General features: G+C 33.0%; 14 protein-coding genes. 9 read left to right on the top strand and 5 right to left on the bottom strand.

Annotated features, from left to right (window positions below):
* Positions 1-5 precede the first annotated feature (5 nt).
* The 3 genes from ACJBCC_RS13215 to ACJBCC_RS13205 are packed head-to-tail and all read left to right on the top strand — an operon-like array spanning position 6 to position 2,901.
* Positions 6-794, top strand: a complete 789-nt coding sequence (locus ACJBCC_RS13215; protein ID WP_299102871.1) for a class I SAM-dependent methyltransferase — start codon at positions 6-8, stop codon at positions 792-794.
* Complete coding sequence (locus tag ACJBCC_RS13210; RefSeq protein WP_299102869.1) at positions 791-2,137, top strand: phosphopantetheine-binding protein; 1,347 nt, start codon at positions 791-793, stop codon at positions 2,135-2,137. Before ACJBCC_RS13215 ends, ACJBCC_RS13210 begins: the two co-directional genes overlap by 4 nt.
* Before the next feature lie 29 nt (positions 2,138-2,166).
* Positions 2,167-2,901: a 4'-phosphopantetheinyl transferase family protein gene (locus tag ACJBCC_RS13205; protein WP_407557429.1), complete on the top strand. Its 735-nt coding sequence runs from the start codon at positions 2,167-2,169 to the stop codon at positions 2,899-2,901.
* Between the two features lie 9 nt (positions 2,902-2,910).
* Here ACJBCC_RS13205 and ACJBCC_RS13200 read toward each other — a convergent pair whose 3' ends face one another.
* From ACJBCC_RS13200 to ACJBCC_RS13180, 5 genes are all read right to left on the bottom strand, one after another.
* Positions 2,911-5,301 (bottom strand): protein-disulfide reductase DsbD, encoded by a 2,391-nt coding sequence (locus tag ACJBCC_RS13200; protein WP_299102865.1) that lies wholly within the window; start codon positions 5,299-5,301, stop codon positions 2,911-2,913.
* A 140-nt stretch (positions 5,302-5,441) separates the two neighbouring features.
* Complete coding sequence (locus ACJBCC_RS13195) at positions 5,442-5,852, bottom strand: rhodanese-like domain-containing protein (RefSeq protein WP_299102863.1); 411 nt, start codon at positions 5,850-5,852, stop codon at positions 5,442-5,444.
* Between the two features lie 16 nt (positions 5,853-5,868).
* Positions 5,869-6,186 (bottom strand): rhodanese-like domain-containing protein, encoded by a 318-nt coding sequence (locus ACJBCC_RS13190; protein ID WP_407557428.1) that lies wholly within the window; start codon positions 6,184-6,186, stop codon positions 5,869-5,871.
* Positions 6,187-6,331: 145 nt separating this feature from the next.
* Positions 6,332-6,943 carry a thioredoxin family protein gene (locus ACJBCC_RS13185; protein WP_299102859.1) on the bottom strand — a complete coding sequence of 204 codons (612 nt, stop codon included), beginning with the start codon at positions 6,941-6,943 and terminating at the stop codon, positions 6,332-6,334.
* Positions 6,944-6,947: 4 nt separating this feature from the next.
* Positions 6,948-7,421, bottom strand: coding sequence for a TlpA disulfide reductase family protein (locus ACJBCC_RS13180; protein ID WP_299102857.1), 474 nt, complete (start codon positions 7,419-7,421; stop codon positions 6,948-6,950).
* 232 nt (positions 7,422-7,653) lie between these two features.
* Between ACJBCC_RS13180 and ACJBCC_RS13175 the strand changes: the two genes are divergently transcribed.
* The 6 genes from ACJBCC_RS13175 to trpB all read left to right on the top strand — a co-directional run bounded on the left by ACJBCC_RS13175 (position 7,654) and on the right by trpB (position 14,127).
* Positions 7,654-9,054 (top strand): anthranilate synthase component I family protein, encoded by a 1,401-nt coding sequence (locus ACJBCC_RS13175; RefSeq protein ID WP_299102855.1) that lies wholly within the window; start codon positions 7,654-7,656, stop codon positions 9,052-9,054.
* A gap of 58 nt (positions 9,055-9,112) precedes the next feature.
* Entirely contained in the window at positions 9,113-9,679 is a 567-nt protein-coding gene (locus tag ACJBCC_RS13170; protein ID WP_407557427.1) for an anthranilate synthase component II, read from the top strand.
* 366 nt (positions 9,680-10,045) lie between these two features.
* Positions 10,046-11,038 (top strand): anthranilate phosphoribosyltransferase, encoded by a 993-nt coding sequence (trpD, locus tag ACJBCC_RS13165; RefSeq protein ID WP_299103439.1) that lies wholly within the window; start codon positions 10,046-10,048, stop codon positions 11,036-11,038.
* Positions 11,039-11,384: 346 nt separating this feature from the next.
* On the top strand, positions 11,385-12,170 hold the full coding sequence (gene trpC / locus ACJBCC_RS13160; protein ID WP_407557426.1) for an indole-3-glycerol phosphate synthase TrpC: 786 nt from the start codon (positions 11,385-11,387) through the stop codon (positions 12,168-12,170).
* Between the two features lie 82 nt (positions 12,171-12,252).
* Positions 12,253-12,873: a phosphoribosylanthranilate isomerase gene (locus tag ACJBCC_RS13155; RefSeq protein WP_407557425.1), complete on the top strand. Its 621-nt coding sequence runs from the start codon at positions 12,253-12,255 to the stop codon at positions 12,871-12,873.
* 66 nt (positions 12,874-12,939) lie between these two features.
* Positions 12,940-14,127, top strand: coding sequence for a tryptophan synthase subunit beta (trpB, locus tag ACJBCC_RS13150; protein WP_407557424.1), 1,188 nt, complete (start codon positions 12,940-12,942; stop codon positions 14,125-14,127).
* Positions 14,128-14,221 lie beyond the last annotated feature (94 nt).

Genomic DNA, 14,221 nt, shown 5'->3' with positions numbered 1-14,221 from the left:
GTGTTATGAAAAGAATTAAAAGAACAGAAAATTTTGAAGTCACATTAGTTGTAAAAGAGGATAATTTTATAAATCCACCAAAAGCTGCACAACGAAACGCTGTAGTTAATAGAGCTTTAAAAGAATTTTCAGCCGAATTAAACGCACTCAATGAACAAACAAAAAACTTTGTTCCAGGCGAAACAGTTGTTGGTTTATCAGAAAGAGGTCAAGCCCAATTAACGGCTCAAGAAATCATGGAAGATTGGCAAATTCCACTGATGAAAGCTATGGCAAAAGCAATAGCGGAAGATGGAGGCGATATTTTAGAAGTAGGTTTTGGCAGAGGAATTTCTGCAGATATGATTCAAGAACATCCTATAGACTCTCACACCATTATTGAATGTAATGATTTGGTTATAGAACAACATTTTAAGCCGTGGAAATCTAAATATACAGCAAAGAACATCAGGTTGGTACATAGTCTCTGGCAAGATTGTATTGATGACTTAGGATTATTTGATGGAATATTTTTTCATACGTATCCACTCAACGAAGATGAATATATGCAATACGTTAATGCAAGTATTACATTTGCAGAACACTTTTTTCATCATGCAGCTAAACACTTAAAACCAGGCGGAAGTTTTACTTATTTTTCAAATGAAATTGCCTCTTTAAGCAGAGAGCATCAACATATGTTATTAAAGTATTTTAGTTCCTTTAGTGTCCATATCATTCCTTTAGATATGCCAACAGATGTAAAAGATACGTGGTGGGCAGATTCAATGGTAATAATTAAGGCTGTAAAATGAGACAAGATATTTTAGAAAATAAATTAGATCAGTTACCCAATGAAGATCGCCAATTGATTCTTTTAAAACTAAAAGAGTTGGTTTCAAATGGTTCAGATTCTAATAGTTCTGATAAACCAAAACGTCTTGTTGCCTATGTTGAAACAGAAAAAGGTTTTAATCTTAAGGACATTGAGACCTATTTAAAAAAACAGTTACCAGATTATATGGTACCTTCTACTTTTCATTCAATTGCAAATTTCGCATTGCTTCCCAACGGAAAGGTGGATAGAAAGCATTTAAAACCGATTGAACAGAAGAACACAACAATTGAAACTTCACTCTCTGAAAATAATTCTACTCTAACTGAAGTTGAACAGCAATTAATCAATATTTGGGAAGAAGTATTAAATTTTTCGCCTGTTTTACCAGACGACAACTTTTTTGAAATTGGAGGCGATTCTATATTGAGTATTCAAATAATTGCTAAAGCTAGAAAATTAGGAATCTCTTTATCTGCGAATCAGTTGTTTGAACATCAAACTATAAAAACGCTTAGCAAACAATTATCTCACAAAGAAATTGATGAAGAAAAAGAACAATTTAAATTTCTAGTTCCATTAAGAGAAAAAGGAAATAAAAAACCTCTATTCTGTATACATTCAGGAGGAGGACACGTAGTATTTTATAACCTCTTGACTAAGTACATGAAAACTGATCGTCCAATATATGCACTAGAACCGTCAGGACTTTATGGAGGAGAAATGCATAAAAATGTTGAGGAAATGACTTCAGATTATATGAAGGCTATACAATCTGTCCAGACAAAAGGAACTTATAATATTTTAGTCTATTGCTTTAGTGTAACTGTAGGAAATGAAATGGCTATTGAGTTCTCCAAACTTGGACATAAAGTAAATATTATAGTAATGGATACCATGGCATCACCTTGGTCTTTAAACACACCCTTAAGATTAAAAGCGCGACTTAAATCTTTCGCTATTAGATTTACTAAAAACCCATTGATAAGTACTAAGCATTATTTTGAAGACAGATTATGGCATATAAGACCTTTTATTGCTAAATATTTTGGAAATGAAAACACCAGAGATTTAGAGAAATTGCAAGAAAATTTAAGACAAATATGTTTGGCTTACCAATTTAGACCTCATAATGGCGATATATCTCTCATTCTTACTAAAAAGCCACATAAAGATTTACAAAAAATTACCATTGACTCTTGGAAAGAAATTTCTAACGGAGAATTAAAACTTTATTATACAAAAGGTAATCACAGAACTCTTTTTAAAGAACCAGATATTTCTTATGTTTCTAAACAAATTGAAGCTTGTATTGCAGATTAATAATACCTTTTAGAAAGCAATTTAAATCCATGATTAAATTGACAGAATCACTTTTTAATTTAGAACCAAATACAGTACACATTTGGTCTTTCGATTTTAATATAGAGGATGAGGCTGTTAAAAAGTACTTCCACCTACTCTCCCAAGATGAACAAGCGCGCGCAAACAAATTTAAATTTGATAAAGACCGAAGATGTTACGTTGTTTCTAAAGGTGTTTTACGCACACTCTCTGGAAAATATTTAAATAGAAATGCTCAAGATATAATGTTTAGTTATGGTGAATTTGGTAAACCAAAATTTGAACAAAACACAGATTTAAATTTTAATGTATCGCATTCTGGAGATCTTGCTACTATTGGTTTTGTAACCAATCATACTATTGGAATAGACATTGAGAAAATAAAAAATGATTTCGATACCTTTGAAATTGCTTCAAACTTCTTCTCTAAAAAAGAAATAGCTGACCTTCAATTAATTTCTAAACCCGAACAATATATCGCTTTTTACAGATGTTGGACACGTAAAGAAGCTTTTATAAAAGCAATAGGAAGTGGCTTATCGTTTCCTTTAGATTCATTTTCTGTGACTTTAGACCACGATTTCATAGCAGAAATGCAAGAAACACATTGGGATAAATCAGAAAAAAAAGAATGGAATTTTCACACTTTTAAACCACGTGCGGAATACATAGCAGCTGTAATAGTTAAAAACAACTTTTGTTCTTTTAAAACGATGGAACTAGATCCAACAAACCTTATCTAAAATTGAAGTTTAGTTTTTAAAATTCCCAATACCTTCGGTTAACCATTCACTATATTCCATATAATCTGGTGTATAAGCAACAGGTTCATTTAAGTTTTCTTCGTTATGATCCATTAAGACATAATAAGGCTGAGTATTTGTTTTGTATTTAATGGTTTGCATTTCACTCCATTTCTGACCTTTATTTCTTAATTTTTTTCCTGGTCTTAATTTAGAATCTGGAGCTTCACCTTCCGGAAAATCAATTTGTTCATCAACATATAATGAAATAAGAACGACATCATTTTTTAATTTATTTAAAATCTCTGGTTTTACCCAAACATTCTGTTCCATCTTACGGCAATTAACACAAGACCAACCTGTAAAATCGAGCATTACTGGCTTACCTATTTCTTTAGCATATGCTAAACCTTTGTCATAATCGTTAAATGCTAAAATATCATGAGGCGCTAATAAATGTGCACCATCAGGTAAATCTGAGTGACTAGCAGAACTTCCTCCTTTAGCATTCCCAACACCATAAGGCGACTCCGAATAATCTAATGGTGGCGGAAACGCACTAATTAAGTTTAAAGGTGCTCCCCAAAGTCCTGGAATCATATAAATAGTAAAGGTTAAAGTTAATAACCCAAACATTAATCTTCCTACAGAAATATGTTTTAAAGGTGAATCGTGAGGCAATTGAATTTTCCCAAATAGGTATAAGGTTAATGCGCCAAATACAGCTATCCAAATAGCAATAAACACTTCACGCTCAAGTAAGTGTAATTGTAAAACTAAATCTGCTTGTGATAAGAACTTAAAGGCTAATGCCAATTCTAAAAATCCTAAAACTACCTTCACTGTATTTAACCAACCACCAGATTTTGGTAGAGAATTTAACCAACCTGGAAAAGCTGCAAATAAAGCAAATGGCAATGCAATGGCAGATGAAAAACCAAGCATACCAATAACTGGCGCAATTCCACCTTTTGAAGCAGCTTCTACTAAAATTGTACCAACAATAGGACCTGTACAAGAGAATGACACAATAGCTAACGCTAATGCCATAAAGAAGATACCAACAAGTCCTCCTCTATCTGCTTGTCTGTCTGCTTTATTAGCCCAAGAGTTTGGTAATACAATTTCAAACGCTCCAAGAAAAGACATTGCAAATACAACAAGTAATATAAAGAATATAAGATTAAACCAGACGTTTGTAGCTAGTGCGTTTAAGGCATCTGCACCAAAAATAGCTGTGATAATTGTCCCTAATAACACATAGATTACAATAATAGATAATCCATAAATAATAGCATTTCTTATGCCTTTAGCTTTAGACTGACTTTGCTTAATAAAGAAGCTAACCGTCATTGGTATCATAGGAAAAACACATGGTGTCAACAAAGCAACGAAACCAGATAAGAAGGCTATAAAAAAGATAGACCATAAACCTTTTGTTTCTTCTTCCTTTTCAGCCTCAAAATTATCAGCGTTTTTTTTTACAGCTACACTTTTAGTTATATCGAATTCTAGATCTTTATAAGTTGGTGCCAAGCAACGTTCGTCATTGCAAGCCATAAAACCTACCTCAGCCATTACTGTGGTCGTTTTTAAATCTGTAAGTTTTATATTTTGTCTAAACTCGGCTGTGTTTTTAAAGAACTTAATCTTCATTTCGAAGACTTTATCCATAACCTCTTTGCCTTTTTCTTCTATAGTTTTCTTAATAAGAGTAATACCATTCTCACTATTGTACTCAAAGCTCGTTGGTATAGGACCACCATCTGGTACAACTTGAGAATATAATTTCCAACCCTCATCAATAGTCGCTTTAGAAACTAAAATAAATTCAGAATCATTTACTTTTTCAACTGAAGTTGACCACTTTACAGGTTCAAAAATTTGTTTTCCTTGATTACCAAAACTAATCACTTCCGTTGCAGAAGGTTCTTTAATAAGTTCAGCTTCTTTTATATTAAACTTAAGATCAACGTAACTTGGTGGCATACATTTTTCATCGTCACATGCCATAAACTCAACTTCGCCATCAACGATTGACAATTCTTCATTTAAAACTTTTATGCGTTGTCTAAACTCAGTTTTATTTTCGAAAAATTTAATTTTCATCTCGTAAACAGGGTCCATAATCGTATGACCATCCTCTTCAATAGTTTTTCCAACTATGTCATAATCTGAATTGGATTTATACGAAAAACCCGTGGCAATTGGGCCACCTTCTGGCACTACTTGAGAATACAAATGCCAATTAGCATCAATTGTTGCTGTAGAAATAAGATTATATTCAGTGTCTGATATTTTCTCGGTTCTCGTTTCCCACTTTACAGGATTATATATTTGAGCAAATAAATTACCTGAAAATGCCAATAAGCAAAGCAGAAATACTTTTTTAAAGTTCATAGAGGACGTGTTAATTTACAAATGTAACAGAAGTCTAGTTGTCTTCGTTATACAGTCGTCTAATTTATAAAAACCTTAAGAATTTAGGAAATGAATTATGGCAATAAAAAAACCGAACGTTTCGTTCGGTTACTAAGAATTTAAGATTTTACTTTTATCTCTAGGTTGTCGGAATGTTTCCATTTAGAAATTCCGCCTTCTAAATCATATACTTTTTCAAAGCCAGCATCTTTCATTTTTTTAGCGCATTTGGCACTTCTTCCTCCAGATTTACAATATAATATAACCGGTTTATCTTTATTAAGTTTTGTTATATCTACATCAAAAGTTGGCGACATAAAATCAATATTTTGAGAATTGGCGATATGGCTTTCCTCGTATTCCTTTGGTGTGCGTACATCTACCAGCTGAACATCTTCTAATTCTAATATAGACTGCATTTCTTCAGCAGTTACCAACTTTACTTCATTGCTTTCTAGCTTATTATCTAAACAACTCACACTGAAACTTAAAGCCAATAAAAAACAACAAATTGTAAATATTCTTTTCATAATTTATAATATTAAACTATTCAGAGTGCGCTACCTCACCATCCCAATCATTAAAACCTCCTTCTAGGTTATAAGCGTTTTCAAATCCTAACTGATCCATTATACCACAAGCTTGTCCACTTCTAGCACCAGATCTGCAATACACGTAATAATTCTTAGATTTATCTAACTCCTCTAGCTCATCTATAAATCCTTGACCTTTATAAATGTCTATATGCTTTGCGGTTGGAATAAATCCTGCATCAACTTCGTCTTGTGTTCTAACATCTAAAATTACCGAATTATTGTCCGCTTCTAATTGTTTTATCCAATCTTCTTGTGATAAATCTGCCATAGTGTATATTAAATTTGGGTAAAATTAACTTTTCCTTATGATATAGACGAAAAAAAATCCGAAGTGTTACACTCCGGATTCATATTTTAACATTTTATCCCTAATTTAATTCAGAATCTCCTCATATTAAAGAAACTAAAGGCTATTAAACCTTAATAGAACAGCCAATTGCTCTAGTCTCGTTTACTTTGATTGCTTCTCCTTTTAGTAAAGCATCAACAGCATTTTCAACATACTTCTCTTTTACAGCACTCGCATCTTGATAATTATCGTCTATTGCTCCAATATACTTAACAACATTGCCTTTATCGGTTTTTTCTAACAAATAAATATGTGGTGTTTTTGTTGCTCCATATTGCGGATAAATCTCTTGATCTTTATCCATTAAATATGGAAATGTAAACCCCTTTTCCTTTGCTCTTTGCTGCATCGACTTCATATTATCTCCAGGTTTAACATCTATGTTATTTGGCATTATAGCAATAACTGGAAAGCCTTTTGATGCATATTTTTTATTTAAAGCTTCAATTCTATCTTCATAAGCAACAGCATAAGGACAAGTATTACACGTAAATGTTACTATAAAACCTTTAGCATCCTTGTAATCCGATAAGGACACCATTTTTCCATCTATATTTTCCAGGCTAAAATCTGTTGCCACATCTCCAACATTATATCCTTTGTCTTCTGTGTTAATCGTAAATGCTGACAGCGTTAAAACCAACACTAATGCCGAGAATAATTTTAAAGTTTTCATATTTCTAGTTTTTTAAAAATTGTTTAAGTTCGGTTTCTAATTCCTCTTGTGTAAAAGATTTTTCATAAAATTGCCTTTTATTACCTCTATAAATAATAGTTGCTGGTAGCGCGCCAGACCAGTTTTCATTTATAGCAGGTATCCATCTGTTTTGATCCGTGTCATTTAACGCAACTACTCTAGATTTTAATTTATGTTTCTCTATATAAGGTTTTAAGGCTGTGTCATATTTTTTCGGAAAATCTAAGCTTACCAAAAGTACCTCAACATTGTCATCATCATATTTTTCGTTTATAGCCTCAAAATATGGCAATTCCTTTATGCATGGTCCGCACCAAGTAGCCCAAAAATTAACAACATGAACTTTATCGTCATTCTGATTGATTAACGGTTCTAAACCATCATAATCATAAACTTCTAATTTTTCATCCTGGACTGGTAAAACAAAAATTAAAAGTATTAATAAGAAATGTTTCATGCTATAAAGTTATTAATCAAATGACCCAACATTTAATAATTAACAAAAAATTAATTAAATGTTTGACTTTACGAATTTTCATTTCTATATTTGACCATATTATGAAAATAAATACAAATCATACTTGGTGGTGGAATTTCTCAAACGTTAGTTAGTGAAACCATCCTTGTTATGTAATTATATAGAAAAAAGGCTTGTCATTCACGACAAGCCTTTTTTAATTTAAAAACTTATGAAAACATTTAGTTTATATACACATTATAAAAAAATCTTAGCAGACACTATTACACCCGTTAGCATTTATCTTAAGATTAGAGATAAATTCCCGAATAGCATTCTTTTAGAAAGTAGTGATTACCATGCCAATGATAATAGCTTCTCCTATATCTGTTGCAATCCCATTGCTTCTATAAAAGTTGAAGGCGATACCATTTACCAAACTTATCCTGATGGTAGTTCTAAATCTAATTTCGTAGATACAGTTGGTGTTGTTGAAGAAATACACAAATTCACACAACGTTTTAAAGTGGATACAAAAGAAGAATTTAAATTCATCAACAACGGTATTTTTGGGTATACATCCTACGATGCTGTTAAATATTTTGAAGATATAGAAATTTCAAAAAAAGAAAATTCGGTTGCTATTCCTGAAGTATATTATGCCGTTTATCAAAATATAATTGCGATTAATCATCATAAAAACGAAGCCTATATTTTTGCGCATTGCTTTGATACTGAAAATAACATTGATGATATATTACAGTTAATTCAAACCAGACAATATGCCTCTTACGATTTTGATACCAATGGCGACATTGATTCTAATCTTACAGACGATGAATATAAAGAACATGTAGAATTAGCAAAAAAACATTGTGGACGAGGCGATGTTTTTCAATTGGTATTATCTAAACAGTTTTCACAAAAATTTAGTGGAGACGAGTTTAATGTTTACCGAGCATTAAGAAGTATTAATCCGTCGCCATATTTATTTTATTTCGATTATGGCAACTTTAAAATCTTTGGCAGTTCTCCAGAAGCACAATTAGTAGTTAGCGAAGGAAAAGCCGAAATTCACCCAATTGCAGGTACTTTTAAGCGAAGCGGAAACGACCTTAAAGATGCAGAGCTTGCCGAGGAATTAATAAAAGACGACAAAGAAAACAGCGAGCATGTAATGTTAGTTGATTTAGCACGAAACGACTTAAGTAGAAACGGAAGCAATGTCACTGTAGAAAATTATAGAGAAGTACAGTTTTTCTCTCATGTGATACATTTAGTGAGTAAAGTAACCGGAACCATTCATAAAAACACAGATACGATGCAAGTGGTAGCAGATACATTTCCTGCAGGTACATTGAGTGGCGCACCAAAACATAAAGCCATGCAACTTATAGAGAAATATGAAAAAACTAGTAGAGGTTATTATGGAGGAGCTATAGGTTTTATGGATTTCAGCGGAAACTTTAACCATGCTATAATGATTAGAACATTTTTAAGTCAGAATCACAAATTATTCTGGCAAGCAGGCGCAGGATTAGTAGCAAAATCTAATGCCGAAAGTGAATTGCAAGAAGTATATAATAAGCTTGGTGCATTGACAAATGCGATTGAGTTAGCGAAGGATATTTAGCAGTAAGCAAAAAAGAAAATAGTTTAATTAATAGATACCTGCTTTAGCAGGCATTGAGATGAAAAAAGTATTAGTAATAGACAACTACGACAGTTTTACATACAATTTGGTCCATTATTTAGAAGACTTAAATTGTGAAGTTATTGTAAAACGAAACGATAAATTGACACTAGATGAAGTTGATGCTTTTGATAAAATTGTATTATCACCAGGACCAGGAATTCCTGATGAAGCAGGTTTATTAAAACAAATCATAGCCAAATATGCACCAACAAAAAGTATTTTAGGTGTGTGTTTAGGACAACAAGCCATTGGCGAAGTCTTTGGTGGTTCATTAGAAAATTTAGAAGATGTGTATCATGGTGTTTCAACCACGATTTCACTTTCGGTAGATGACGAACCATTATTTAAAGGATTAGGTAAAACATTTGAAGTTGGTAGATATCACTCTTGGGTTGTAAACGCTAATTTACCCGAAAGCTTAGAGGCCACGTCATTTGATGAAAACGGACAAATAATGTCATTAAGGCATAAAGTTTACGATGTAAAAGGTGTTCAATATCATCCAGAATCTGTGTTAACACCAGATGGAAAAAAGATTTTAGAGAATTGGGTTAATGAATAGTTAGCAGTTAGCAGTTAGCAGTTAGCAGTTAGCAGTTAGCAGTTAGCAGTTAGCAGTTAGCAGTTAGCAGTTAGCAAAAAATAAAATATAATTTGGGAAAGAACAAAAAATGAGTAAATATTAATGTCCCAAATTTCGACGAAGTCGAAAACAACGATTTTTAGAAATAAAGAGCGAAAGGATGGAACTGCAAAGCGAAGCTTTAAGCATGGAATCCTGAAAGCGAATGGTGCTTTAGCAATTTCCTTATAAATCGTTTTGAATTTTTGGTTCGTTTTGTTTCAAGACAAAATGAACAGAGAAAGAAAAAATATTATATAAAAGAAAGCAATTAAAAACAGATTCCCACATTAGTGAGAAGTAAACATGAAACAACTACTAAACAGACTAATAAATCAAGAAAGCATCTCAAGCGAAGAAGCAAAAAACGTCTTGGTTAATATATCAGCGGGTCAATACAATCAAAGTCAAATCGCATCATTCCTAACCGTTTACATGATGCGGAGCATCACTTTAGACGAACTCAGAGGATTCAGAGATGCCCTTTTAGAACTTTGTATTCCTGTAGATTTAAGCGATTACGATACCATAGATTTATGCGGAACAGGAGGCGACGGAAAAGACACGTTTAATATCTCAACATTGTCCTCTTTTGTTACAGCAGGTGCAGGAGTACATGTTACTAAACATGGAAATTATGGCGTATCCTCAGCTTGCGGTTCATCAAATGTCATGGAACATTTGGGTATAAAATTTACTAATGATATCGATTTTTTAAAACGAAGTATAGACGAAGCAGGCATTTGTGTGTTACACGCACCTTTATTTCATCCAGCTATGAAAAATGTGGCACCAATTAGAAAAGAATTAGGTGTAAAAACCTTTTTCAATATGTTAGGACCAATGGTAAATCCTGCATTTCCAAAAAATCAAATGGTTGGTGTTTTTAATCTGGAATTACTAAGACTTTACGGTTATTTGTATCAAGAAACCGATAAAAATTATGCTGTGGTTCATGCGTTAGATGGTTATGATGAAATTTCATTAACAGGTAAAACAAAAGTCATAACCAATGCATCCGAAACATTATTTGAACCTTATGAATTAGGTGTAGATACGGTAGAGCAATCTGCAATATTCGGAGGAAACACAGTTGAAGAAGCCGCTAAATTATTTACAAAAATCATCAATGGCAATGGCTCAAAAGCCCAAAATAATGTTATTTGTGCCAATGCAGGTTTAGCTATTGCTACCGCAAAACAAATTTCACACAAAGAAGGGTTTGAATTAGCAAAAGAATCACTAATGAGTGGAAAAGGAAAACAAGCGCTAGATAAGTTGATTGAGATAAGTAATTAAATGTTAGTAGTTAACAGTTAGCAGTTAGCAGTTAGCAAAAATGAAACATTATTTGAGACAGAAAAAAAATGAATATAAGTTAAAGTCCCAAATTCCGACATAGTCGGAAACATCAAAATTCAGAAATAATGAGCGAAAGAACGAAGATGCGAGGCGCAGCCTCAAGCACGAAGTTCTGAAAGCGAATGTCGCTTTAGCAAATGCTCAGCATTCACGATTTCAAAAAAACAATAGAAATCTATGAGTAATTCCTAATTTTGATTGTGATTTTTGATTCGTTTGCATCAAGGCAAATGAATAAATAAGAAAATGAATTAAAAATAAATCTGCTTTCACAGGCATTAATATGAACATATTAGACAAAATAGTAATAGACAAACGTAAAGAAGTTAATTTACGAAAATCTCTAATTCCTGTAAGTCAATTAGAACAATCCATTCTATTTGAACGCAACACTATTTCACTAGCTCAAAACTTAAGAAACAGTCAATCAGGAATCATAGCAGAACACAAAAGACGTTCGCCATCTAAATCTGAAATTAATCAAGATTTAAACGTTCAAGATGTAGCAAGAGGATACGAAAATGCAGGAGTTTGTGGTATGTCTGTTTTAACTGACGGAAAGTATTTTGGTGGTTCTTTAGATGATTTAATCTTGGCTAGAGCAAGCATTAACCTACCTCTTTTGAGAAAAGAATTCATCATTGACACCTACCAAATTCTAGAAGCCAAAGCTTATGGCGCTGATGTTATTTTATTAATAGCGGCTATTTTAACAAGAGAAGAAATTAAACAATTTTCAGAATTTGCAAAACGCCTAAATCTCGATGTGTTATTAGAAGTTCATAACGAAGAAGAATTACAGAAATCAATAATGCCTTCATTAGATATGCTAGGTGTGAATAACAGAAATTTAAAAACATTTGATGTCAGTTTAGAAACCTCAAAACAATTGAGTCTATCAATGCCTGACGAATTTGTAAAGGTATCCGAAAGCGGAATAAGTTCGGTTGAAGCCATAAAAGAATTACAACCTTTTGGATACAAAGGCTTTTTAATAGGCGAAAATTTTATGAAAACAGATAATCCTGGAGAGAGTGCTAAAGAATTTATAAAACACTTAAATAAATAAACTGTCATTCCGCACTTGATGCGGAATCCACAATAAAAAACTAAATTAATAGATTCCTGCCTTCGCAGGAATGACAAAAATTATGAAGCTTAAAATCTGCGGAATGAAATATAAAGACAATATAGAAGCTGTTGCAAATTTACAACCGGACTTTTTGGGCTTTATATTTTATGATAAATCGGCTAGAAATTTCGATTCAATAATTCCAGATATTCCAAAATCGATTAAAAAAGTTGGTGTCTTTGTAGATGAAAAACTAGAAACTGTAAAAGAGAAAATTAATAAATTCAATTTACAAGCTGTGCAACTTCATGGTAATGAAACACCAGAATATTGCGCGCAAATAAATAATGTTGAAGTCATAAAAGTATTCAGCATCAAAGACGAATTTAACTTTGATGTGCTTCAGCCTTATGAAAAAGCTTGCGACTATTATTTATTCGACACAAAAGGTAAATTACCAGGCGGCAATGGTTACACGTTCAATTGGAATGTACTCAACCACTACCCTTCCACCAAACCTTATTTTTTAAGTGGAGGCATCGGATTAAATGAAATTGAAAGCGTTTTGTCATTCTTGCAAAGGAAGGAATCACAATATTGTTACGCCATCGATGTTAATAGTAAATTTGAAATAGAACCTGGATTGAAGAATATTGAAAAATTAGAAAAGTTTATTACTCAACTGTCATTCCGCACGTAATGCGGAATCCAAAATGAAAATTAAACAATATATAGATTCCTGCCTTCGCAGGAATGACAAAGGCTTATGAAAAAAACATACAACATTAACGAAAAAGGCTACTACGGAGAATTTGGAGGTGCATACATTCCAGAAATGCTTTATCCCAACGTAGAAGAATTAAGACAAAATTATCTCAAAATAATGGCAGAACCTTCATTTCAAGAAGAGTTTAATGCTTTATTAAAAGACTATGTTGGTAGACCTTCGCCACTTTATTTTGCCAAACGCCTTTCAGAAAAATACAACACCAAAATTTATCTAAAGCGTGAGGACCTCAACCATACAGGAGCACACAAAATCAATAATACTATTGGTCAAATCCTTATGGCAAAACGTCTCGGCAAAAACAGAATTATTGCCGAAACTGGAGCAGGTCAGCATGGTGTGGCAACAGCAACAGTTTGCGCACTTATGGGAATTGAGTGTATTGTTTACATGGGAGAAATTGATATTGCTCGCCAAGCACCAAATGTTGCGAGAATGAAAATGTTAGGAGCAACAGTAATTCCGGCATTATCAGGAAGTCGTACTTTAAAAGATGCCACAAACGAAGCGATTAGAGATTGGATAAATAATCCTGTTGACACACATTATATTATTGGTAGTGTGGTTGGACCTCATCCATATCCAGATATGGTAGCTAAATTTCAAGCAGTTGTTTCAGAAGAAATAAAAAGTCAGCTTTTAGAAAAAGAAGGTACGGAAGACCCAACGTATTTGGTGGCTTGTGTTGGTGGAGGAAGTAATGCAGCCGGAACTTATTATCATTATTTAGACAATGAAGCTGTAAATATTATTGCAATAGAGGCAGCAGGACATGGCGTTGATTCAGGAGAAAGTGCTGCAACATCTGTATTAGGAAAAGAAGGCATTATTCATGGCAGTAAAACCTTATTAATGCAAACTAACGATGGACAAATTACAGAACCCTATTCAATTTCAGCAGGATTAGATTATCCTGGTGTTGGACCAATGCATGCTAATTTATATAAAACAGGACGAGCGGAATTTATAGCCATTACAGATGATGATGCCATGAAAGCTGGATTGGATTTATGTAAACTAGAAGGTATTATTCCTGCCATCGAAAGTTCTCATGCTTTAGCTGTTTTTGAACACAAAACGTTTAAACCAGATGATATCGTAGTGTTGAATTTATCAGGACGAGGCGATAAAGATTTACAGAATTATATTGATTATTTTAAGCTGTAAATTCGAAGTAAGCAGTAAGCAGTAAGCAGTAAGCAGTAAGCAGTAAGCAGTAAGCAGTAAGCAGTAAGCAGTAAGCAGTAAGCAGTAAGCAGTA

The organism is Winogradskyella sp. 4-2091 (genome assembly GCF_045765065.1).
In the GTDB taxonomy this organism is placed as follows: Bacteria; Bacteroidota; Bacteroidia; order Flavobacteriales; family Flavobacteriaceae; genus Winogradskyella.
Note: the sequence above shows the minus strand (reverse complement) of the source record. Positions and strands in the feature narration are given on the sequence as shown.